Below are 25,732 nucleotides of genomic sequence, written 5' to 3' on the forward strand. Positions count from 1 at the left end.
ACAAAATCTTGTTTCTTAAGAAATCACGATTTATGAGTCACTCCCTAAAACGATAGATAAAAAATCCAAAAAGAAAGTCTCTGGGAGTGTACATAAATTCCTAGAGACTTTTTAAATATTTTCTAAATGCAAAAGATAGCGAATTAAGATCCCCTCTTCTTAATTCGCTATCTTTATTTATTATATAACGTTATGCATCTATTTGAGTTTTTTCAAACTTATCTAATGCTTGTAGATATCCGTCTGTTCCTGTGACATGCCACGCTAGACTAACATCTCTGAAGTTATTTAACCAATTCAACACTTTTCTTAATTTAGTTGGATTATTAGCTAAAACAGTTTGTGCCTTATTTTCTAATTCTGTTAGTTTACTATTAACAACAGCTTCATCAATATTACCACTTACTCTAGGTATTTCTATATAAGGTATTTTATGTTGATTATATGTTCTCCATCCTGGACTCTTAATTGGATAATAGTGATTGTGATCCCCATGATTTACTATCATTTGTCCATCTTGTACTTGAATATGTTCGACAGTTGTATTCATACTACTTGCTAAAGCTGTTATTTCTTTTTCAAAATCTCCTTCCAAATCTGAACTCATCGCTGGAACAGTTATATCATTAAGTAAAATACGCTTAACTGATCCGTTATAATTAAATACTAACGCATTATTATCAACTGAAATATCGCTGGCATTTAATCCATAGAATAGAGCAATATAATTCTTCTTACTATCTAATGTTGCTTTATCTACAGTTGCTGTAGTTTCTGCTTTCTTAGCTAAAAATTCTTTTGCTTCTTCTAGTTGTTTGGCTGATAAATCAGATTTTTTAACAAAGTGATTGTGATCTCCATGTTTTACAATATAGCCATCTCCTTCTTCACTTACTATATTGTTCACATCGAATACAAAATCATGTTCATCGGCTTCATTATGATTATGCGCTTCTGATTCGTGCTCTGCTTCATTATGATTATGTGCTTCTGACTCGTGCTCTGCTTCATTATGATTATGTGCTTCTGTTCCATGCTCTGCTTCGCTATTAGAATGTTCAGCAGCTGAATCTTCCTTATTAGCTACCTCAGTAGTTGGAGTAACTAGATTATCTTTTACTAGTTTTCTTATTTCATTCAATTGTTTTTCTAAGATAATTTGTTTATTTCTACTTTGATCTACACTGTAAGACATATCAAGATAGATAATACGTGCTTTTTGTTTTAATTCATCAGCAACTTCCGGAGCTAATTTTTTCTCATCTTTTAGTTTCAATATTTCTTCTTGAAGTTTTTCTGCCTGTTCTGTAATATAATCAGCAGTTAAAGTATAATTCTCTTTTATATCTCCACTTTCGACTTTTTCAAAATTACTCATTATTCCTTTTGGAATATTTCCACCACTTGGAATTTCTAATTCTTCTTTCGGAACAGTATTATGACTTATATCTAGATACTCTAGAGTTTTATTTTTCTCTTTCAATACTAATGTAGATACATAGTTATTTGACATCGTTAAGTATTTTAGTGCTGTAAGATTATTTACATTTTCCAATGATCTAATAGTATTATTATTAACTGTTAAATTAATAAGTTTATTTTGTTTATTAGATGGAAATTCACTAATCTTATTACCACTAGCATCTAAATTCTCAAGCGCAGGTAGTTTATGAACATTGTTAATATCCTCTAGTTTATTGTTTTTGATTTCTAGACTTGTAATTGTACTATTCTCAAAATCAAAACTGTCGATTTTATTATTATTAACTTCTACACTTTCTAAAACTTTAGCATTTCCCAAATGTGATAGTGTTGTTATTTTATTATCATTTGCTACTAACTTTTTCAATTTAGGCAAGTTAGATACAACACTCAAATCTCTGATATTAGTATTATTTACCGTTAATTGCTCTAAACTATCATTTTTTAGAGTCGCTAACTCTAAACCGCTGTTATTAGATAAGAACAGACGTTCTAATTCACTTTTATTACTTAATGCATCTAACTTTGTAATATTATTATTTTCAAGACTAACTGCTCTTAGATGATTTAAATCTTTTAGAGATGATATATCTTTAATTTTATTATTATCTAAATTTAACGACTCTAAATTAGTAAGATTTTTTAATACATCGATATTTTCAATGTTATTCCCTGCCGCAGATACTAATTTTAAGTTTGGATAATCTTTTAAGAATGATATATCCTGAATGTCATTTTCAGAAAAATCAATTCCCTCTAATGTTGGTATATTTTTTATAAATGAATAATCTTTAATACCCGTTCTTGATACGTATAATTGTTTTAATTTTTTAAATTTATAAACAGGTGTAATATCGTCGATAGGAGTATATCCAATACCGAGAACTTCTATATTAGGCATAAGTTCTAAACCGTTTCTCTTAAGAGGATCTTTGTTTTGACCTATATTTAAGTACTTAATAGTTTTTAACCACTCTTTCATTTTTTCTACACTTGTTTCATGTGCAGGGAAATCAGTGTCCGCTGAAGCATGTTGAATATCATGGATAATATCATCATCGAATCCTAATTTTTTTAACGTCTCAGCTCCTGAATTACTATGTGGGTCTGCTAGAGGTTTAGATGTATCTATATCTTTAATTAATATAGTATGGCTATGATCACCATGTGGATATACCAACGCTTTCCCTTCTGCCGTTTCAATTAATTTTATAGAACTTTTATCTATATTTAATTGTTTAGCAACATAATCAATTTTCGCTTCGATTTCTTTTTCTTCAATACTATTTTGTTCTTCTCTATGGTTGTCATTTCCTACAGTATTTTCTGAAGAATTATTCCCTGTTTCTGTCTTATCGGTAGTAGCAGTGTTATTATTTGAATTATTATTTGTAGAATTACTTTCTACTTTATCTGTACTATCCGAACTGTTTGTCTCCGTATCTTCTTTAACATTTATATCTTTTAACAACTCCGTTTTTCCATTGTACGAAATTGCATCCCCATTTGGAGTAATAACATAGCTAAATTTATCTTTTCCTATATTATTCTTTTGAGAAAGATAATTAATTTTATCATTAACTTCTTTTTCCAATTCGGCATAATCTTCTTTAGCCTTGTTCAAATATTGATAAGGAATAAGTTTTTCCCACTTAGAATTAACTAATTGTTTATAAAATACAAAGTGTTGATGACCACTATGAGCTACAAGAAGACCTGTTGAAGTAGGTGTTGTTACACTGTCTTCAGATAATTTAAATCCATCACTAGTCTCAAATTGTACACCAGCGAATGATAATACACTAGGTCTTACAACTATATTATTGTCTTTAGGTTGTTCTACTTTATTTTCTTCTGGTAATACAGGTGTTGGGATAACTGGTTTTGGAGTAGTTTCTAAAGGTTTTTCTACCTTTGGTAAAGTTGGTGTAGGTGTAGCACTTTCTTCTTTGTGTTCCACTTTATTTTTTGGAATATAGTGGAAATGATCTCCGTGTCTTACTGTATATCCATTTTCATCTTCACTAACAATATCTTTAGGATCAAATTTATATCCATCATCAGACACTGCAGCTTCTCCATGGTGGTCATGATGTTCATCGTGTTTATCGTTTAATATGTTCCCATGATGTTCATGGTGTTCGCCACCACTTGCTAGGTTATTTGTAGGAGTATTTACTGGCGAAGTATTAGATGTGTTTTCTTGATTGCCTAGTAAATATTCCCATTGTGTACCTCTTAGCTGTGAGTAAGGTATTACGTGTTGGTGATCACCATGTTGAACTATAAAGCCAAAACTGTTTCTACCTATAATATCACTCTCACCTTTAAATATGTATCCATCACTTGTTGGTGTTGTTACACCTGCAACAGATGAGGCTAATGTTGGATTTACTCCTGCTTCTTTTGCTTGTAATAATTGAGAAGATGACAACTCGCTTTTCTTAATATAGTGGAAGTGATCTCCGTGTCGAACTACATATCCATCTGCTGTTTCACTTACTATATCTTTTGGATTAAATGTATAGTGATCTCCACTTTCTTTAGAATCACTAGCTTCTCCATGATTATGGTGATGATGGTGATGTGCATGAGCTGAAATTTCTTTTCCTGTTTTTTCATCTACAACATTATCTTGAGTTATTCCTTCTTTTGGATAATAGTAGTATTTTCCATTAACTTTTATAACATACCCTTGTGCAAGTTCATACTGTATATCTTCATTTTTTAATTTATAATCTTTATTTTTATAAACTAATGAATCAAGAATTTTAGCATTATATGGTATTAATCCTTTTTCGTAATGACTATGGTCCCCGTGAAGAGTAACATAACCGTCATCAGTTATTTCACTTACTACAACAGAACTTACTTTATCGGCATAATTAATTTTTTTTGCTTGCGCTGTATTACTAATTAGTGGTGCTGTCTCGTAGGCGTGTTGTTTTCCATATTCATATCCAGCAAATGCTGATAAACCTATTACCAACGAGCCACATGCACTAGAAATAATCATCTTTTTCTTATTCATATAAATTCTCCTTAATTTTTCAATTCAAAATGATTTCGATTTATTATACCATTTTTATTTCTCTTTGTAAATAGGTATGTTTACGATTTGCTGTCAACTTTTTTCAAATGTTCTCCTCTTATTATATGAAAAATAAAAAAGTTCGATTAAGGATAATAATCCATTAATCAAACTTTTTATCTTATCTTGACAAGAATGAGAAGAATCCACTAATTATCGCGACATTAAAGAAGTCTATGAATAATGCTCCTACTATTGGCATTACAAAAAATGCTATATGAGAATGCTTATATTTATCACATACACTCTGCATATTTGCTATACCATTTGGTGTCGCACCTAGTCCGAATCCTGTATGTCCTGCTGATAATACTGCTGCATCGTAATTACCACCCATAAATTTAAATGTTACAAAATAGATGAAAATCCATGCTAATACTGCTTGAGCAAGTAATAATATCGCAAGTTGTCCTGCTACATTACTTAATTCCCATAATTTTAAGCTTATCATTGCCATACCTAAAAATAGATTTAATGACACATCTTCCAAAATATGAACTTCTTCATAGTGAAGATCAAATTTCGTAGTATGATCTGAGATATTTCTTAGAATAGCTGCCACAATCATCGGACCAATATAACTTGGGAATTTCAGGAAGTGATTTAAAAATGTTGAAACATAACTACCAATAAACATCGCTAATAAAATCATGAAAAATGCTTTAGCAAAACTTTCACCATCTAACTTTTTAACATCATTATTAAATAAAAACTCATCATTTTTCACTTGTGCATTGTCAACTTCTTCTGCAACAACTTCTAATTTTTTATTTTTAATTAGTTTATTAGCAAGCGGTCCACCCAAACTTGATCCTGCAATTAATCCAAAAGTAGCTGCTGCTATTGCAACACTTTTCGCTCCTGAATGACCTAACTCTTCTACTATAGGCGCCATAGCTGCCGCTGTACCATGACCTCCCGTCATAGCTGTTGACCCTGTTAATAAAGCAATTAGTGGATCTACACCCGTAGCATATCCAATACCTACAGCCAAAATATTTTGTAAAACAACTAAGATTATTGAAACTATTAAAAACATAATAACTTTTCTTCCACCAATTTTCAACAATCTCCAACTTGCATTAAATCCAATACTCGTAAAGAATAATGTCATAAAGAAACTCTGTAATGTATTATCAAACTGAAATATAACTAAATTAGTTTGTCGTAAAATCAAGTTTAATATCGCGAATAGGAATCCTCCTATTACAGGAGAAGGTATACAGTACGTTTCAAAAAATTTAACTTTCCTTCTCAAAAATCTACCTATTATTAGAATAACAACAGCAAGACCTACTGTTTGTATCATGTCCATTTTAATATTTAACATAATATCATCCTCTCTTTTAATGTTATATTTTCTTACAAACGTCGTTTTGTACTTATATAATAATGTTCTATGAGTTTTCTAAAAAATTATATATTCATAATATTACACTTTTTAAAACTTTTTTTCAATTTTACGTTAGATTTTATAACAATACAAAAAAATAAAGAGCAAACCTAAAAATCGTTATTTTCAGAATCGATTTTCAGGCGCCCCCATTCGGTCTATTAACTTTCAAAAAGCCTCCGATGAAGCCATTTTTAAATTAGTAGATTTCTAGATCTAAGTATATTTTAAATCAACCACTTTTCAAATCTAAAAAATTGGTTTTAAAAACTCTGACCAAGTTTCATAATTCTCTTCTTTTTTAGCCTCAATTCCAGACATCCACTTAATAACTAAAGTATCATCTTCTTTTACCTCTACCAACTGTTTATCAACTTTACATTCATACACCACTCCAATATGAACCTGACCAACTTCTGTTTCATCATCATTTATCAATCCGATAAACTGCAGATTCTCTAAAGCTTCTTCTTCTGAAACTCCTACTTCCTCATTTAATTCACGTGATGCATTAATTTTTAACATTTCAAAGATTGATTTTCCCTCTACTTCGTTCATATGCCCACCAATACCAACTGATGCTTTCCCATGAAGTCTAGCCTCTCCTCCACCTACTAGGCGCTTGTAAACCAAAACTTCATTTGTATTTATATCTTTTAATAGTACATATCCTATTAATTGCTTAAAGCTAGGGTCTTCTTCCATATCTCCTCGACGTTTTACTTCGTATGATTCAAATGTATCAATAATTTTTTTAGTTTTTTCGTCATCTTTTTTAATAAATCCATAAAAATGATTCTCTTCATTATTGAATAACTCTTTTCTATTTACAACTAATATTTGTTCATCCCATTTACTCATCTAATTTTCCTCACTTTTTTTATTTTGCTTGATATGTTCCTTCTTTTAGTTCTTTGGCTATCTTGGCTATCTTTCTAAATCTATGATTAAGTCCTGATTTCGATAATTTTCCATCTTCTATCATCTCAGCAATTTCTTTTAAAGGATATTCTGGATACTTTAATCTTGCCTCAGCAACTACCCTTAATTTCTCATCGATATTATCTAATCCTATTCTTTCTTCTATAATATTAATATCTTCTACTTGTTTGGCAGATGCATTAACCGTCTTGTTCATATTAGCCATATCGCAATTCTGCATTCTATTTACTGAATTATTAATATCTCGTACAATTCTCTCATCCTCAAATTGAAATAGTGCTTGAAAAGCTCCTACAAGATTAATAAACTCAGCTATTTTTTCTGATTCTTTAATGTAAACAATGTAACCTTTTTTTCTTTCAAGACTTCTTGCATTTAGCTTATAACTATTTAAAAGTTCATTTAATTCCTTATTATGTTCCTCATATGACGAAAATATTTCCATATGATAACTAGAAGTACGAGGGTTGTTAATAGAACCTCCAGCTAAAAATGCACCACGTAGATATGCTCTCTTCTTTTCGTCAGTATCTATAAGTTCATTAGCTATATCTATTCTCATAGTATAATTGTCATTTAATATATATAAATCCGTTAAAATTTCTTTTACATTTTGTTCTAAGCGGCAAATATATACATTATTTTTCTTTAATTTTAATTTTTTCCTTACAGAAATATTAACATGAACATCATAGAAATACTTAATTAAAGAAAACATTCTTCTTGCGATTGAAGCATTTTCTGTTTGAAAACTTAGACTAAGTCTTCCATTAGAAATATTTAAGACACCATTCATTTTTATCAGTGCTGACAACTCTGATAAAAATTCTCTATTTTTAGTAATTTCTATTAATGTCAGTTCTTTTTTCATATCTGAAGCATATGACATAAGTTCCCTCCTAACTCTAATTATTCTATAACTTATTTATTTTATCATGTTAAAAACAAATTAACAAATTATTTGAGTCTGAATATTAAAAATAATGAGTTAATATACAATGCACATTAACTCATTATTTCTAATATTTTCTTTTTGTTATTTTCGTTGACTTCTATTCTTTCTTTTAAGCCTTGCTTATCAAAATATAAAACTTCATCAGAGATTTGACACAGAAACTCATAATCATGTGTTATTATGAATATAACAACATCTTGTTCCGCTATTTTCTCAATCAAACGACTAAGTTCTATCATATTAACATAATCCAACCCACTTGTTGGTTCATCAAAAATCAATATTCTCTTATCTGATAATAATGCCGATGCTATCGCAACTCGTTGCTTCTCTCCTCCAGATAAAGTGTTAGGATGCCTTTTTAAAAACTTCCTGATATTTAATCTATCGACTACCTCATCAAATAACTCAAGATTCTTACTTCCCAACTTAATTTCTTTTTCCACTTGGTTAGTAAAAAGTTGATAATTGACATCTTGCATAACCTGGAATGCGCTTTTAATTGATCCTTTTTTACTTAACTCTTTTCCATTTAAAGTAATTTTATTTTTAGATTTATGTAAACCGCACAATGCATTGGCAAAAGTAGTTTTCCCACAACCATTATCACCAATAATAGTATAGATTTTTGAAGAAGAAAAACTAACATTATTTAAGGAAACTTGACGTGTATTAACCTTATAATCCAACTGCTCTATACTTAGATAATTTTCCTTAAAGATTCTCTTTTCTCTTTTCCCTAATTCAACTTTTGTTAAATCAATTTGCCTTGTTTGACAAGCTCTACTGTCGAAATCAGATAGTTGTTCTTTCTTGACTTCGTGTACTAATTTTCCATCTTTTATAATATACATTCTATCGATTAAATCTTTTAAATAGTATATTCTGTGTTCAGCTACTACAATAGTTTTCCCTTGTTTTTTTAACGTTTCAATAATTGAAGAAATTAATTTTATCGACTTCAAATCTAAATTACTAGTTATCTCATCAAGAACATATATATCAGCATCTAGCATCATACTAGCCATGAAAGCTAATTTTTGCTTTTCTCCTCCACTTAGCTCTAGAATATTTCTTTCCAATAAATATTCTGCTGAAAAATTCGATATTACTTCATCAATTCTATTCTTTATTTCTGCTTTTGAATATCCATAATTTTCCATACTAAAAGCAAGTTCACTTGTAGAGTCTAAATTGAAAAACTGGTTCTTAGGATTCTGAAAAACACTACCTACAACTTTTGAAAATTCTTTCAGTCTATCACCGATATTTAAATGTGCTACCTTCAATTCACCGCTGAAACCACCATCAAAAAACTCTGGTGCTAATCCATTTAAAACTCGCATAATTGTAGTTTTTCCACAACCGCTCGCTCCAGTAAATAAGACACATTCCCCTTTATTAATTTCAAGTGACAAATTTTCAATATTTAACTGCTTCGACTCTATATATTTATAATTAAAATTTTTAAATGTTATCAATTTATCACCTCAAAAACATAATACAACAACAGGCGCCAAGCACTATTGTCATAACTAAATAATCCATTTTATTAAACTTCAATTCAATATAACTGCTAGGTTTTTCATCATTATCTATTCCACGACATAAACAAGATACAGAAAGTTCGTTAGCAATATTTGTACTTATTATAACATAAGGTACAAAAATATATTCAAAAAACTTAAACGGATGAAGTAAGTAATACCCCCTACTTATACCAATCCCCTTCATTTTCAATGAATTTTTTATTAACCTATAATCTGTAAGTAACACCGGGAAAAATCTATATAACACTGCTAGTACTATTATCATTTTTTTCGGTAATTTTATGCTTCTTAAAAAACAAATAAGTTCAGATACTTTCGAACTACTAACTAACGCCATACCAGCACACAGTGGAAAGTACAAAGTTTTAAACATTAATCCTGTTAGTAGTAAGAAACTATCTACAACCTGTAGAGTTACAGTATGAGCAAAAAACACTTCATACGCTGTAAAAAATAAGTATATCCCAAAAAATCTAGCCATTCTTTTCAAATTAGAACTTATGCCTAAATATAGTGAAAAGCAAAGTGCAACTAATAAGTGAATATTAACTGTCATCATCTTGAACATCAATACATTAGCAATTAATAGTATAAAGATTTTTGTTCTAATATCTAACTTTAACATACTATAATCCTGCTTTATTAAAATTCTTGAAATATAACTTTCTACCTAAATAAGTTCCAATTATTGAGAAGATTATTGTAAATATTACTATAAAAACAAATGTCTTCAAATCAGTAGTACTCATAACTAAATTAATTTTTTCCTCAGAATAATTTCTATTTTGAAGATGTTTCACATATGCTTCTTTCATAAAGAACATTGGTAAAATAATCCCAATAGTTCCTAAATTGAAAAATAAATATGATAGATACTCATTACCATATCTGAATGCAATTTCAGCTAAAACCGCAGAAGCAATCATGACAACTCCTCCTACCACCGAATGCCCAGAAATAGCCAGAAAAACCCCTATAATTGCAATCATTATAAAGATAGCCATATTTTTATTAATTTTATTAAAAATTAAACTATACACACTTCCGCAAACAAACGCTGATGTAATTGAAGTGTATGTCGCAAAATAAACTTTCCCACCAAATACGACCGCTGTTACAATTGTAGAAATTCCTATTCCCACAGCCATTACAAGAATTAATAAAATTGTATAAAGTCCTAATGTTATTAAATCCTTAATTTGTAAATTTTTATTTTCTTCTCTATTTATATATTTTAATTCTGTCATTTATTACCTCACTATAGCTTTTTCAATTCTTGAAGAGCATCTTCATAATTAGGTTCTTCACCGATTTCTTGTAGAACCTCTTTATATCGAATAACACCTTCTTTATCAAGAACAAAAACAGCGCGCGCTAATAATCCCAACTCTTCAATTAAAAGACCATTATTATTTTCAAAATCACGATACTTATAATCTGATACAGTAATTGCATTATTGATTTCTTTATCTGCACAGAATCTACCAAGAGCAAATGGTAAATCTTTAGAAACAGTAATTACAACTGTATCAGTAAGATCAGAAACTTCTTTATTGAATTTAATTGTTTGTAAGGCACAAATACCTGTATCTACAGATGGAAAAGTATTTACAATAACATTTTTACCTCTATAGTCAGTTAATTCAAATTCTGATAAAGTTTTCGTTACAGCTCTAAAATTAGGAAAAACATCTCCTACATTTAATTTATCTTCAATAGTAACCGGTGTTCCTTTAAAGCTAATTGTTTTCTTCATAATTATTACCTCTTTAAAATATAATTTGTTGATAAAAATATCTACACTTAATGATAACATATTTCAATTACAGATAAAAGTTTTTTACAACAATTTAACGGGAATTTAAGTAATATTTATATAATTTTGCTATATTTTTTGATATAATAGTAGAGAATAGTGTGTGAAAGGATTATTTTTATGTCGAATGAAGAAAAAGATTTAGTAGTAGAGAAAGAAGCTACCGATCAAATTAATGAAAAAGATAACTCAAAATCTTTTTTTGGTCGTATCAAACAACAAGTTAAAACTTTCAATCTAAAAAACTCTGAGACTCCTACTACTGATATTGTTAATAAAAATAGTGAGGTTGATGAAAAAACTTTAGAAAAAGAACTACAATTGAAAGAAAAAGAAGTCAGACTAAAAGAACAAGAATTAAAAAAACAAGCTCAAGAATTAGAAAAAGCTCGTAAAAAATTTGAAGAAGAGCAAAGAAAAATTGCAGAAGCACGTAAAAAAAATGAATTAGCGCGTGCTGAAAAAGAAAGATTAGAAAAAGAGCGCATCGCCCGTGAAAAACAACTAGAGCGCGAGCGTATTGAAAAAGAAAAAGCCGAAAAACGTGAACAAGAACGCCTTGAAAAAGAACGTATCGCTCGCGAAAAAGAACTAGAACGCGAGCGTATCGAAAAAGAAAAAGCCGAAAAACGCGAACAAGAACGCCTTGAAAAAGAACGCATCGCTCGCGAAAAAGAACTAGAACGCAAGCGTATCGAAAAAGAAAAAGCCGAAAAACGCGAACAAGAACGTCTTGAAAAAGAACGCATCGCTCGCGAAAAAGAACTAGAACGCGAGCGTATCGAAAAAGAAAAAGCTGAAAAACGAGAAAAAGAACGCCTTGAAAAAGAACGTATCGCTCGCGAAAAAGAACTAGAACGCAAGCGTATCGAAAAAGAACATGCTGAAAAAAGAAAACGAGAATATAGACGAAAAGAAAAAGAATTCCAACTCTTAGAAGATAAAAAGAAAATAGAATTCTTAAAAAAAGAAAATGAAATAAGAGAGCATGAAAATATACTACTTTCATTACAAAATTCTCTACTTTCATTAGAAGATAAAATTGAAGAAAAAAAACTTACTTTATCTACTCTAAAAAATAGAAAAGATGATAAAGAAAAAATAGAACTTGAAGAAAAAAGAATCAATAGCTTAGAATCACAAAAACAAATTCTTTTAAAAGATATAACATCTGAGAAAAAAATCATAGAAAAAATTCAAAAAAATCTTGAAATAGAACACAAACTAGATGGTTTAAAAAAAGAAATACATAGTATAAAAAAAGAAGTTGTTAACGAAGACGAAACAGCATTCAAAATAAAATATATAGATAATAAAATAAAAAATGTCTTTGTAGTATCTATACTTTATCTTAAAGCATTTATTTCTAAAAATATTTTCAAAAAAGATGTAAAAAACTATAGCCAAATACAAAATATTTCAAAAAACATAAAAGTTAAAATAGCTACTTCTGTTATTTTAGCAATTTTACTTTCTCTTTGCTTCCTTATTACGCTAAAATTCATCTCTTCTTCGAAAGAACATTATGTAAGTTTCGGTGAAACAAATACTACAGCAGTAGATACAACTGAAGAAATGAAAAAACAAAAGGAGGCTGAAGAAAAAGCAAAAATTTTGGCGGCACAAGAAAAAGCTGAGGCTGCTCGTATCGATTCTGACGCACAAGACGAAGAGATTACAGCAAAATTAGCTGGTAACTTCACATCATATTCGTTTGATGTGAATCGTGAAGTAACAGTCAGCAAAAAAATCCATGCCTTCAAATCAGCAAGTTGGGCAGATCAAGGCGATGTTATTGAAGCAGGAACAAAACTGACAGTTAACAAAATAGTATCCCCTGCTGGTTATTTGATGTATCAAATTTCTTCAGGTAAATTACAAGGTCAATTCATTACAGCAAATGAAAAATTTGTGAAAATTGACTCTAAAAACGATCAACTTGACGACTTCATTTCTCGCCCTGTAGCTATTAAATTCTTAGCTACTCAAAACATCTACTCTGACGAGTCAGTTAGCAAAGTTCGCGTCACTTTCGGGAACGGTGCACAATTAAATATTAATGGCATTGGAATTAATAACAATAGATTAATTTATCATGTTACCGATGGCTCATTCGTACCTGTTAATCCAGTTCGTGTAACTGAAGTTAGTAGAGCAACGCCTAAAACAAAAAATATCGATAATAACAATACAAATAATGCCAATGCTCAAAATAACCAACGAACAACACTTTAATATAAAAATGGGAGTGACTCTAAAATAATATGTACCCATAAAAATCGGCTCATCAAAAAATCGGACTGATGGAAAAAATCAGTCCGATTTTTGATGAGCCGATTTGGGTCTGCCCTATATATTTTTCATATATAAATTTTGTAAATGACTATTGAATATTTCGTGATATTATGTAATTTCATATACTTATAAACATCTATAACCTAGCCATAAATACTATATTTATCTCTAATTTTTGTAATCCAGAACTATCGTTTATCTACTTTCTTAACAATCGTATCTCCAAGTGTTTGAACTGCAAATACGATGATTAATATTAACACTGTCGCAACAAATGTTAAAGTGCTATTATTACGTTGGAATCCATCTAAGTAAGCTAAGTTACCAAGCCCCCCAGCTCCAATAACACCTGCCATAGCTGTTGAACCAACTAAAGCAATTGCCGTAACAGTTAATCCTGAAATTATCGCTGGTAAACTTTCCGGAATTAAAACTTTCGTAATAATTGTAGTGTTTTTCGCACCCATTGCACGAGCCGCTTCAATTACACCTTTGTCCACCTCTCGTAAACCAATTTCGACTAGACGAGCGTAGAATGGTGCCGCCGAAATAATAAGTGCAGGTATCGCCGCTTGAACTCCGATAATTGTACCAATTAAAAACTTAGTAAACGGAATTAATAATACAATTAAGATAATAAATGGAATCGCACGGAAAATATTAACTATCGCAGTAACAACCGCATAAAATCCACGTCCAAATGCACTCTTACTATTAGATGTTAAATATAATAGTAATCCTAAAAATAATCCCACGATAAATACCGCAATAAGCGACTCAAAAGTCATAATAAGTGTTTCTATTGTTTTGTCTTGTACTTTATCCCAATTAACTCTTGAAAAATCAAACATTATAGCACCTCCGTTAAAATACCAAGTTCATTTAATCTAGCTATTACTTTATCAGTATTTTCTTTAGATCCAATTAATTGAACAAATAACGTACCGATATTAGCGTTCGCTGTTTTATCTATATGTCCGTTGATAATATTAAAATCAAAATCAATTTCTTTTAATAACATACTAAGAATAGGTTTTTTCGATGTATTGTTATCGAAAGTGAATTTAATAATAATCCCATCAGTAAACACCTTTTTCCACTCTTCAATATTTTCTCTTTCTTCAAATTCCGAAGCAAATGATGTTTGTGATAAGAACTTCTTAGTAACCTCTTGTGTTGGATGATAGAACACTTCTGAAACCAATCCATCCTCTGCAATTGTTCCACCATCTATAACAGCTACTTTTGTACAGATAGTTTTAATAACATTCATTTCGTGAGTAATTAAAACAACTGTTATATTAGTTTTACGATGAATTTCTTTAATTAAGTTTAACACTTCTGCAGTCGTTTCTGGATCAAGAGCACTCGTAGCTTCATCACAAAGTAAAATCGAAGGATTTCCTGCTAGAGCACGCGCAATACCTACCCTTTGTTTTTGTCCACCAGAAAGTTGTGATGGATAAGCATTTAATCTATCTTCTAAACCTACTAATTTAGCAAGTTCCTCTACTCTTGCTTTAATTTCAGCTTTTGATTTACCAAGAATTTCTAACGGAAATGCAATATTTTCAGCAACTGTTCTACTCCATAATAAATTAAAGTGTTGGAAAATCATTCCAATTCTTTGACGTTTTAAACGACGTTGCTCTTCTGTTATTTTGTTAAAGTCATCTCCATCGATAATTACCTCTCCATCTGTCGCAACCTCAAGTCCGTTTAACAGCCTTACTAACGTACTTTTCCCAGCTCCAGAATAGCCGATAATCCCGTAAATATCACCTTTTTCAACTTTTAAATTAATATCTTTCAGAGCATGAACTTTATTATTATATATCTTATTAACTTTTTTTAATTCAATCATGTCTGTCTCCTTTCTCTTTTTGAAAATAAAAAACACCCTTACTCTGATATTCAGAATAAGGGCGTTATACGCGGTACCACCTTATGTTTTACTTATTACTACTAACATAGTCTATCCTATAACGTGGATTACCGAACAAAGTTTACAATTTATGTTTACCTTATTAACCACTCGAACCATCTTCATAAATTTCATAATATACCTTCTCAGCTCACGGTACTCTCTTAAAAAACTCCATCTATTACTTATACGAGTATTGGTTTCTATTGATTTCTAATTAGTATAACACTATATTTTTCTGCTGTCAAGCGGAATTTTTGAAAATAATTTGAAAGAAAATCCGAAAACAATGTCCTAATTTTCAATTTTAATCTCATTCTCTCTTAGATATTCGGCCACTACATTAGCCATATCATCTAATAAATCATCTAATTCTTCCCAATTTTTTACCGTTGCACCACTAGCTAGAGGATGTCCCCCACCTGCATATTTTTCTGCTAAAATATTAATAACAGGCCCTTTAGATCGAATACGTACACGTACCTTATTGCCCTCATCAATAGCGAAGCACCATGCATAAAGATCTTTCAAACTTCTAAGTAGGTTTACCCCTGTTGAAACTTCACCAGGATCAACCCCATACTTATCCATATCTTCTTTAGTGATTTTAAGATATGCAACTCCATCTTGGTAAACATTATAATTTTCAAAAATAAATGCTCTAAATCTCATAATATTTTCACTTATAATTTCCATCTTATCTAAAAGAGCACTCATATTAAAATCATATTGAATAAGTTCTGACGCTACTTTTAATGTATCATTAGAAGTATTTGGGAATAAAAATCTTCCCGTATCCCCTACAATACCTAGATATAACAATTTTGCCGCCTCATCATTTAACTTAATACCATAATTTTTGTTTAAATATTTATAAAAGTTATATATTAGTTCACTACAAGAGGAAACTTCCGTATTCACTAGATTTATACTTCCATAATTATCTAATGGTGGATGATGATCTATTTTTATAAGAAAGTTGTTTTTTGTAAATAGTTTCCCATCTATTCTTGGGAAGTTAGCCGTATCAGTAACTATAACTAAAGTATCCTTATAATCATCTTCTGTTACTTCTGAATTTTTAAATAAGAAATCTAACGATGGAGAATCTTTACCTACAGTAATTACTTTTTTTTCAGGAAAATTTTCTTTAATAAGTTGATACATAGCACCTTGTGATCCGTATGCATCTGGATCTGGTCTTTCGTGTCTATGTATAATAATTTTATCATTTTCTTTTATCTTTTGAAAAATTTCCTCGTATAAATTTTCGTAGTTTATATTCATTTAGTTTCTTCTTTCTTTAATTTCTTTGGAACACTTGGCAAGTCACCATAGCTTTTGCAACTAACTCTGTCTTATCATATACTTCTACATCGAACTTAGCTGTTTTACGTCCAATATCTAAAATATTAACTTTAGTCGTTATTGTTCTATCTAATGGAACTGATTTCAAGAAGTAAAGTGTAGTATTTTGCATCAGTACTTCACTTCTATTATAATTATAACTTGTGATATGAATAGATTCATCTATGATACTTAGTAACGCTGAACTAGAAAATGTCCCGAACTGGTCTAACATTTGAGGAATAACCTTAACCTGCAGACCGTCCGCTCTAGGCACTATTCCTTTTCTCATTATTTCATCAAATGTATCATTATTATGCCCCTCTTGGAATCTATTATTTGTTAACAATGAATTTATAACAATTTTTCTAGTTACTACTCCTAATAGAGTATTTTTAGAATCAATTACAGGCATCAGTTCATATCCTTCAGATAACATTATATTAGCTACTGATGATATTGGAGTATCTAAAGTAGTAGTGGCAACTTTTCTTTCCATTACCTCTTTAATTAATGCATCTTTATCTTGTAAAAATACATCACGCGCAGTTACTATACCAACTAATTTCCCATATTCATTAACTACCGGATACCTAGTATGACCCGCTTTTAATTGAAGCTCATACCAATCTTTCACAGTATTGTTTAGATTAATTGTATATAAACTTTCAACTTTTATATAAATACTTTCAACAGTAATGATATCTCTTTTTATAATTTGATCATTAGTTACACGATTAATTAAGTGAGTAACTGAGAAAGTGTCATGCGGTGTGATAATCAATGGTAAATTTTTACTATCCGCTAAAGCTTTGATAGAATCATTAGGAACATATCCACCCGTTACCAAGATTGCACATTCTTTTTCTAATGACATCTCAATAATTTTTGGACGGTTACCAATTATTAATAGCGTTCCCTTTCTAATATGTTGTCCTACTTGTTCTGAATCCATTGCTCCGATTGCAAAGTCCTGAACAATTTCATGAACTCCTCCACGACCAGCAATCAGTTGACCACTTACTATATTTACTATTTCAGAGTATGATAATTTTTCAACATTATCTCTTTCTTTTTTCTGTATTCTAACTGTCCCAACACGCTCTATAGATGAAACAAAACCACGATTTTCCGATTCTTTAATCGCTCGATATGCAGTTCCTTCACTGACTTTTAATTCTTTTGCAACTTGACGAACTGAAATCTTACTTCCAATAGGTAAGCTCTTAATATATTCTAATATTTTCTGATGTTTTGATTTCATGATTCTTCCTCCTTATATTTTTATTATAATACAAACATTTTATTTATAACACATCCTATACATATGTAATTATATACTTTTTATTTAACTATTTCAAGATAGAAAAAGATGAAAAATAAGTTATTTTACTTATCTTTCATCAATTTCTTATATTATTTTAAAAGTTATACTCTTCTCCATTGGGAACTAAAGTTAAATTTATCAATTCATTGATACAGTTTATTTTTAACTTTTTTTACTATAACAATTATTAATATATTACACTTTAATATTTTACGATTTTCTACCTGCTGGCATTTTTTTCGCATATCCCATCTTATTTTCTTGTTTAACTCGAGCTATTACCAGAGTATCATCAGGTGCATCTTCAGTTACAGTAGTTCCTGCGGCAACAACAGCTCCATCACCTATTTCAAGTGGAGCTATCAAGTTTGAGTTACATCCTATAAATGCATCACTACCGATTTTTGTTTTATATTTATTTTTTCCATCATAATTAACAGTAATTGTTCCACAACCTATATTTGTATTACTTCCAACTTCAGTATCACCAAGATAGCTTAAGTGAGCAGTTTTAGAGCCGTCTCCATAAGTTGTATTTTTCAATTCAACAAAATTCCCAACTCTAACATATTTTCCTAATTCACAATTGTTTCTAATATGTGAATATGGTCCTACACTTGTATAATCACCAATTTTTGAATCACTAATTGTTGAAGAAAGCACTTTTACCCCATTTCCTATTTGTACATTTTCTAAATATGAATTAGGTTTAATTTGACAATCCTCTCCAATTACTGTATTTGATTTAATTGTAACATTTGGATAAATAGTTGTATCGCGACCGATAATTGCATTAGGGGCAATATAGGTATTCGTAGGATCAACTAAAGTTACTCCTGCTAACATATGTTTCGTATTTATTCTATTTCTCATTACATTTTCAGCATAAGCTAACGCTACCCTGTCATTAACACCAAAAGTTTCATCAAAATCATCACAAAGATACGTTTCAATTATTTCTTTTTGCTCACGAATCAAACCAAGAACATCTGGAAGATAATATTCACCTTGATTATTATCATTTTTTACTTTTTCTAGCATTTCAAATAACAGTTTGTTGTCAAAACAGTAAATACCTGAGTTGATTTCTTTGATTTTTCTCTCTTGTTCTGTAGCATCTTTTTCTTCAACAATCTTAACTAACTTACCATTTACATCGCGAATTATACGACCATACTCAAATGGATCATCAGCTATTGCCGTTAAAACTGTAGCTTTAGCATTCATTTTTTCGTGATGATCTAGCATATTATTAATAGTTTCCGGTCGAATTAGCGGGGTATCACCATACATTACTATAGTAGTCCCCTCTTTATCTTTTAATTCATCCTTTGCAACTTTTACTGCATGAGCAGTACCTAATTGTTCTGCTTGAAGCACAAATTTTGTTCTGTTTCCTAGTACTTCTTTTACTCTTTCAGCTCCATGCCCAACTACTGTTATTACTTCTTGCATTTCTAAATCGCTAAGGCTATCTAACACAAGTTCGACCATAGTTCTGTCACATACTTTATGTAGTACTTTATATAATTTTGACTGCATTCTCGTACCTTTTCCAGCAGCCAGTATTACAGCATATCTATTGTTACTCATTTTCAATATCCTCTTTTTCTACTTGGCGTAATTTTTCCATAACATTCCCTAGTTTAACATCAAAAGTTCCATTGAATTCATCAATATTTTCTATTTTTGATAAATACAGATAATCATCTTCGTGCTCTCTTGGAGAATCGAAACATTGTGTAATTATTACTTTACCCACTACATCAACATCAAATTCATTCATTAGACTTTCCATACCTGTTAGGACTCCTCCACCACGCATGAAGTCATCTACTAATAATACTTTTGATCCTGTATTTAAACTACGTTTTGATAAAATCATTGTTTCTATTTTTTTTGTAGATCCAGAAACATAGTTTATCGCGACTGTTGTTCCTTCTGTAACCTTATTATCTCTTCTTATAATAATTACTGGTTTATTTAAAATCGATGCTATCGCATAAGCAACAGGTATTCCTTTTGTCGCGACTGTTACCACAGCATCTACTTCTTTGTTTTTATAGACTGTCGCTACTACTCGCGCTAACTTATTCATCAGACTAGGATCTCCTATAATATCTGACATAAAAATATATCCACCTGCCAATAAACGATTACCGCCGCTAATTTTTTCTAAAAAACCATCAAGAATCTCTTTTGCGTCTTCTTCTACTAAAGTTGGTGTGAAAATCACTCCACCACTGACCCCAGCTAAAGTTCTAACTTCTCCAATATTTTCTTCTTTAAAACCATTTTTTATTATATGTATATCTTCACTAATCGAAGATTTCGCTTGATTAAATTTTGAGACGAAATATGTTAATGGAATCAATTTATTCGGATTATTTAGTAAATACTCCGTCATCACTACTATTCTTTCACTTCTCTTTAACTTCATCTTATACTCCTCACACAGCATATTTGGTATATTACCATACTATATACATTTAATTTATTCGTATATTATAAGTATATAATACCACTATTGTTCGGAATAGTAAAGATATACTAGAAAGTTTTAAGTACATTTAAAGTAACTTATAATTATTTTTCACATAAAAAATTAAAGAAGAGATAGCTTTTTCATTCTACCTCTTCCATTTTCATCTATTTCTCTTTCCAAACTTCTAAAGTTCGTATTTGATTTTCTTCAACTTTTCTTACCACAAATGTTAACTTATCTATAGGATATACTGCCCCAACTTTTGCTTCGTATTTTTCTAAATATACATAAGCTCCAATTGTATCTACTTCTTCGTGTGGAAGTTGGACATGGAATAATGCGTTAACATCTTGGATAGGAACCCATCCATCAATTAAATAATGTCCATTCTTTAATTTTTTAACTAAACTTTGTTCATCTTCGTCGAATTCATCACGAATTTCACCGGTAATTTCCTCAACTATATCCTCTAAAGTAACTACCCCACTAGTTCCACCATATTCATCGGTGATAACTATCATATGTTCTCTATTTTGCTTTATAGTTGCTAATACTTGTGAAATAGGTGTGTGTTCAAATATTTTTATAGCTGGTGTTATATATTCTTCTAAGTCTTTTGTAGTTTCAAGAGGTTTATCTGCAAATAATAATTTCTTAACATTTAATATACCTAGAATTTGGTCTTTGTCACCGTCTTCTATTACCGGATATCTAGTATATTCTTCTTGTTTTAATTGTCTCATGATAATTCCTAAAGAATCACTCATATCTATTGCTTCAACCTCTGTTCTAGGAGTCATAATTTCTTTAGCAATTTTATTGTCAAATTCAAATACTCTTTCTACATAACGATACTCTACATCGTTAATTTGACCGTGCGCTCTTGAAGATTTCATAATTGTTCTTAGTTCTTGTTCGCTATGAATATCATCATGTTCAGAAGCTGGTTCAACTCCAAACATTTTCGCTATAACATTCGCTAGTGAATTAAGCAACCAAACTAAAGGGCGCATTACTTTATCAAACATATACATTGGCCAAGCTACTCGTAAACAAGTTTTTTCTGCAGATTGAATAGCGATTGTCTTAGGAACCAATTCTCCTAGAACCACATGCAGTAGTGTCATAAATCCAAATGATATAACTAAAGATATAGTATGAGTTATAGCTTCATTAAGATTTAATAAAGAAAATATTGGAGTAAACATCGAGTGAAATGTAGCCTCCCCAATCCAACCTAACCCTAAAGAAACAATCGTTATACCTAACTGTGTCGCAGATAAGTAATGATCTAATTGTTCTACCATTACAACCAAAATTTTTGCTGTTTTATTTCCTGATTCTACTAATTCATTTACCCTTGTAGGTCTAAGCTTAACAAGAGCAAATTCAAACATTACGAATATTGCCGAGGCAATAAGTAATAATACTATTATTAATATTTTAATTAAGATACTGAGATCCATATGGTTTTAATTTAACCTCTTTCCTTATTTTTTAATCATTAATAAATAATTTTACTACATATAAAAAATTTTTTCAATTATTATAGTACCTATAAGTTTTATCGTTTCTCCGAGTTTCCTAATAATTCTTATTAATGGAAATTTCTCATCCTAGATGATAGTATAAATATATGAAAACGTTAAATCGGAGATTATACTATTTATTTCTGCTTATAGTAGTTCTTATATCTCCTAGTAAATCTTTTAAGGTATTTTGTATGTCGGATACACTTCCTACTTCTTATTCTGATACTAATTGTTTCATTAATTTCGGTTTTTTTGAATATCTTTTTCTTCTTGGCGTTTTTTACCCTCCCTAGTTAATTTCAGTTTAACATAGGAAGGGTTATTTTTACAGACTTTTTTCACAGACTCACATTTAGTCGTCTTTTCTTTTTTTTAAAATTCTTTCTCTTATAAACGGACTTACAGTTGTTGTTATATATATTACTATTATGTATGGATTGTTTGTTTTTAAATAAAGTATTAAGAATAAAATAGATATTATAATTATAAAAGTAAATTTTAATATTCTCATTATCTTGGTTTGCAATTGATTTCTCCCCAATGTTTTACAGATAACTCTACTCCATCTCCTGGAAGACTTGCATTGTAATTTACTGTGTTAGCTATAGCAAGAGCGTGACCTGCACTTAATCCTATTACACCTCCTACAAAACCTCCCAGAATACTTGAAAATCCTGCAACAACGCCTTGAGTTATTCCAGATTCGTTCATTTCATAGGCATATCTATAAGCTACTGCATCTGTATAAAAGAAATGAAGAGTTCCCCACCAATGAGTTTGCCTATGGTAATTTGGATCAGAAAAAGTTCTTCCTACATCTTCTGGCCATACTTCTCTTGTTTGGAACCTTTGTTTTATTTTTCCATTAGGTTCTACTTCTATGTATCCTTGATTACTTTTATTTTCTAAATCATTAAAATGTTTTTCTAAACTTAAATAAAGTTCTTCTGGTGATTTGAAAGTTGTTTTTAATTTTATTTTTTCCCAATTATTAATTATTTGATTTTTTATATTTTTTTTATTTTCTAATACTATTTTACCCTCATTAATTTTTACATTAGGTTCTAAAATTTTATAAATAGTATCTTTTTGTTCTTCTTTAATATAAGAATTAGCTTTAGCAACATTATTAAAATTATTAGTTAAACCAGAAACAGGAGTAACTAATAAACTAGCAGATAAAATAGCACTTGGCAATTTAAATTTATTATTCATAATATATACCTCCCTTTTATGAATAAATTTTTAAAAATTTTATATGTATTTGCAACTACATATAGAATTATAGTATACTATTAACTTACACTTATAATATATCACAATAAAGATTAAAAATATAGACTGATAATAAAAATATATTTATGATATAATAAAAGGATAGGGGTAATTATAATGAAGCCAAAAAATAAAAAGCGAGAGTGAGTTATGATATACACTTTTTTTAAAATTTAGGACTTTTGAGTCAACCGCTCTTCCTATCTATTAGTAATTCATATTGATGGATAATTTTTCTTTCGAGTGATAATATATTAAGTAATTGAAAACGTTAAATTGGAGATACTTATGGATAAAACACTTGAATTTAAGAATTTTTGGGATGAAAAGATAAAATATATTGATACTATTCAACTCTGTTACAAATTAGAAAAAACTTCATTTTCCAAATTTGAAAATATAGAATTTTATAATTTAACTTTTACTAGCTTTGATAACTCAACAATATACGCTAAATATATAAAAAATCTAAAGTATAGAACTCTATATCCAAATAAAGCTATTCCTATGCTTTTCTATTTCCACGGCTATCCCGCTTCTAGTAGAAATTGGTTAGAAAAATCTACCTTTTCTTCTCTGGGATATGATGTTGTTGCAATAGATTTTAGAAATCAAGGTGGATTAAGTAAAGACAAAAGCAACTCTTCTCCTTCAGTTTTTGGGCATCTCACAATAGGTCTAGACGAAAATATAGAGGATATGATATTTTTCAAAAATATTTTAGATACGCTTATTCTTTCTAGAATAGTTACCTCATTTGATGACATTGATTCTCAAAATATAGCTAGCTATGGTGCTTCTCAAGGTGGAGCTTTTTCTATAATGTTTACTGCATTAAACAAAAATGTTACAAAATGCATAAGTTTATATCCTTTTCTTTCAGATTTTCAAACCTTCTATGAAAATGATAATAGAAAAAATGCCTATGCTGAATTCACTCATCATGGAAGATGGTTTAATACTAAAGGTGAAAACACCAAAGCTTTCTTGAATAATCTTTATTATCTTGATACTTTGAATTTCGCTAAACTACTTAAATGTAATATCTTATTTGGAATTTCTAATCTTGATGAAGACTGTCCAAAAGAAACCCAAGAAAAAGTGTTTAACAATATTAAAAGTAAAAAGAAAGCATACATTTACAAAAAATACTATCATGAGAACATCCCACATTTTAATGATGAAATATTCAACTTTTTACTTGAAGAAAAATAGGAGCTTTAAATGAAATTAGAAAAATATAGAAAATTTGATTTTGCAGAAACTACACTAAATACACCTCATCCTTTTGCTAAATATAAAAAAATAACTTTTCTAGGTACAGATAATTCAAAAATCGAGTTGGATCTTGTTATACCTAATTCAAAAGTTAAAGGAGTTATCGTAGATTTTCCTGAGTTCAAAGTTAAAAACAAAGACTTTCTAAATCTATCAAAATATAGTATGTTAAACTACGCACTAGTATCACTTCATATTAGAGGTCAAGCCGGCAATAGTGAAAATAACACACCTTGTTCTCATTTCCCATTTATCGATAGCGAGTATGAGATACCATATTATAATCTAGTATTTCAAGATGCACTAGATACTATCCATATTACTGAGATGATGTTCCCAAATAAGGATATAATTGCAACAGGGCTTGGTCAAGGTGCTGCGATTAGCTTAGTTTGTGCTAAGTATTTTGATTCAGTTACAGAACTTTTTATAGAAGATTGTTCACTTTGTGATATAAAAAATACTTATATTCAAAACAAAAAAGATCCAATATTTAAAAAATTATATAATTTTGAAATTGACCTACCAGAAAAAACTGATTATTTGTATGATATCCTAGATTCAATCGATATACTTAATATTAGTAGCTCCATTACACAAAAAGTTCACTATGCAATGTCATATCTAAGTCCTAAAACACCTCTTGAGGCTCAATTAAAACTAGTCGAATCACTTAAAAATGTCACAGTACAACATTATAAATTTTTGGATTACAAAAAAATTTTCCAACACCAATTTGATGATTATATACTTGAAACACTATCAACTAAATAGTAAAAAAGAATCAACACGAGATGTCTCATGTCGATTCTTTATTTGTTATTAGCTTAATTTACCTTTTAGCTTCATATTTTTAACAATTTTTTCAATAGAGTTTACATACGCGGCTTTTCTCATTGGGATATCAAATCTTTCTTTTACTTCCCAAATATCATTAAATGCTTTTGTCATTACTCTAGCTTGTTTTTCAACTACTTCCTCTTCAGTCCAGTAGTAACCTTGTAAGTTTTGTACCCATTCAAAGTAAGATACAGTAACAC

19 protein-coding genes and 1 pseudogene are annotated in these 25,732 nt (G+C 29.9%); 3 read left to right on the plus strand and 17 right to left on the minus strand.

Annotated elements, in window-relative coordinates; genetic code table 11:
- Positions 1–190: 190 nt before the first annotated feature.
- The 8 genes from RWS90_RS02650 to tpx form a co-directional block, all read right to left on the minus strand.
- Entirely contained in the window at positions 191–4,513 is a 4,323-nt protein-coding gene (locus RWS90_RS02650; protein WP_314548433.1) for a pneumococcal-type histidine triad protein, read from the minus strand.
- Between the two features lie 181 nt (positions 4,514–4,694).
- Entirely contained in the window at positions 4,695–5,903 is a 1,209-nt protein-coding gene (gene gltS / locus RWS90_RS02655) for a sodium/glutamate symporter (protein ID WP_314548435.1), read from the minus strand.
- Between the two features lie 312 nt (positions 5,904–6,215).
- Positions 6,216–6,827, minus strand: a complete 612-nt coding sequence (locus RWS90_RS02660; RefSeq protein WP_314548436.1) for an NUDIX domain-containing protein — start codon at positions 6,825–6,827, stop codon at positions 6,216–6,218.
- A gap of 19 nt (positions 6,828–6,846) precedes the next feature.
- Positions 6,847–7,797: a DNA-binding protein WhiA gene (gene whiA, locus RWS90_RS02665; protein WP_314548437.1), complete on the minus strand. Its 951-nt coding sequence runs from the start codon at positions 7,795–7,797 to the stop codon at positions 6,847–6,849.
- Positions 7,798–7,913: 116 nt separating this feature from the next.
- Positions 7,914–9,344 (minus strand): ABC transporter ATP-binding protein, encoded by a 1,431-nt coding sequence (locus tag RWS90_RS02670; RefSeq protein WP_314548438.1) that lies wholly within the window; start codon positions 9,342–9,344, stop codon positions 7,914–7,916.
- 4 nt (positions 9,345–9,348) lie between these two features.
- Positions 9,349–10,038 carry an energy-coupling factor transporter transmembrane component T gene (locus tag RWS90_RS02675; protein WP_314548439.1) on the minus strand — a complete coding sequence of 230 codons (690 nt, stop codon included), beginning with the start codon at positions 10,036–10,038 and terminating at the stop codon, positions 9,349–9,351.
- A 1-nt stretch (position 10,039) separates the two neighbouring features.
- Complete coding sequence (locus tag RWS90_RS02680; protein WP_314548440.1) at positions 10,040–10,660, minus strand: MptD family putative ECF transporter S component; 621 nt, start codon at positions 10,658–10,660, stop codon at positions 10,040–10,042.
- An 11-nt stretch (positions 10,661–10,671) separates the two neighbouring features.
- Entirely contained in the window at positions 10,672–11,169 is a 498-nt protein-coding gene (tpx, locus tag RWS90_RS02685) for a thiol peroxidase (RefSeq protein ID WP_314548441.1), read from the minus strand.
- 180 nt (positions 11,170–11,349) lie between these two features.
- Between tpx and RWS90_RS02690 the strand changes: the two genes are divergently transcribed.
- Positions 11,350–13,464 carry a DUF5776 domain-containing protein gene (locus RWS90_RS02690; RefSeq protein WP_314548442.1) on the plus strand — a complete coding sequence of 705 codons (2,115 nt, stop codon included), beginning with the start codon at positions 11,350–11,352 and terminating at the stop codon, positions 13,462–13,464.
- A 248-nt stretch (positions 13,465–13,712) separates the two neighbouring features.
- On the opposite strand, the gene RWS90_RS02695 is transcribed toward RWS90_RS02690, so the two are convergent.
- The 8 genes from RWS90_RS02695 to RWS90_RS02730 all read right to left on the minus strand — a co-directional run bounded on the left by RWS90_RS02695 (position 13,713) and on the right by RWS90_RS02730 (position 23,354).
- A complete protein-coding gene (locus RWS90_RS02695; RefSeq protein WP_314548443.1) occupies positions 13,713–14,375 on the minus strand; it encodes a methionine ABC transporter permease in 663 nt (220 codons plus the stop codon).
- Positions 14,375–15,388, minus strand: coding sequence for an ATP-binding cassette domain-containing protein (locus tag RWS90_RS02700; RefSeq protein ID WP_314548444.1), 1,014 nt, complete (start codon positions 15,386–15,388; stop codon positions 14,375–14,377). Before RWS90_RS02700 ends, RWS90_RS02695 begins: the two co-directional genes overlap by 1 nt.
- Before the next feature lie 354 nt (positions 15,389–15,742).
- Positions 15,743–16,735: a bifunctional oligoribonuclease/PAP phosphatase NrnA gene (locus tag RWS90_RS02705; RefSeq protein WP_314548445.1), complete on the minus strand. Its 993-nt coding sequence runs from the start codon at positions 16,733–16,735 to the stop codon at positions 15,743–15,745.
- Between the two features lie 16 nt (positions 16,736–16,751).
- Positions 16,752–18,059, minus strand: coding sequence for a DRTGG domain-containing protein (locus RWS90_RS02710; protein WP_314548447.1), 1,308 nt, complete (start codon positions 18,057–18,059; stop codon positions 16,752–16,754).
- Positions 18,060–18,332: 273 nt separating this feature from the next.
- The gene (glmU, locus tag RWS90_RS02715; protein ID WP_314548448.1) at positions 18,333–19,715 is read right to left on the minus strand and encodes a bifunctional UDP-N-acetylglucosamine diphosphorylase/glucosamine-1-phosphate N-acetyltransferase GlmU; all 1,383 of its coding nucleotides are present in this window, start codon (positions 19,713–19,715) and stop codon (positions 18,333–18,335) included.
- On the minus strand, positions 19,708–20,562 hold the full coding sequence (gene purR, locus RWS90_RS02720) for a pur operon repressor (RefSeq protein ID WP_314548450.1): 855 nt from the start codon (positions 20,560–20,562) through the stop codon (positions 19,708–19,710). Before purR ends, glmU begins: the two co-directional genes overlap by 8 nt.
- Positions 20,563–20,771: 209 nt before the next feature.
- Entirely contained in the window at positions 20,772–22,073 is a 1,302-nt protein-coding gene (locus RWS90_RS02725; RefSeq protein ID WP_314548451.1) for a hemolysin family protein, read from the minus strand.
- A gap of 576 nt (positions 22,074–22,649) precedes the next feature.
- The gene (locus RWS90_RS02730; RefSeq protein WP_314548452.1) at positions 22,650–23,354 is read right to left on the minus strand and encodes a hypothetical protein; all 705 of its coding nucleotides are present in this window, start codon (positions 23,352–23,354) and stop codon (positions 22,650–22,652) included.
- A 348-nt stretch (positions 23,355–23,702) separates the two neighbouring features.
- Between RWS90_RS02730 and RWS90_RS02735 the strand changes: the two genes are divergently transcribed.
- Both RWS90_RS02735 and RWS90_RS02740 read left to right on the plus strand, forming a co-directional pair.
- Positions 23,703–24,629, plus strand: a complete 927-nt coding sequence (locus tag RWS90_RS02735; protein ID WP_314548453.1) for an alpha/beta fold hydrolase — start codon at positions 23,703–23,705, stop codon at positions 24,627–24,629.
- 9 nt (positions 24,630–24,638) lie between these two features.
- Positions 24,639–25,466, plus strand: a complete 828-nt coding sequence (locus RWS90_RS02740; protein WP_314548454.1) for an acetylxylan esterase — start codon at positions 24,639–24,641, stop codon at positions 25,464–25,466.
- A 48-nt stretch (positions 25,467–25,514) separates the two neighbouring features.
- Here the strand turns inward: RWS90_RS02740 and RWS90_RS02745 are convergent.
- Positions 25,515–25,732: pseudogene (locus RWS90_RS02745) on the minus strand (glutamate dehydrogenase); the annotation flags it as partial.

The sequence above is a fragment of the uncultured Gemella sp. genome (genome assembly GCF_963529685.1).
Lineage (GTDB): Bacteria > Bacillota > Bacilli > Staphylococcales > Gemellaceae > Gemella.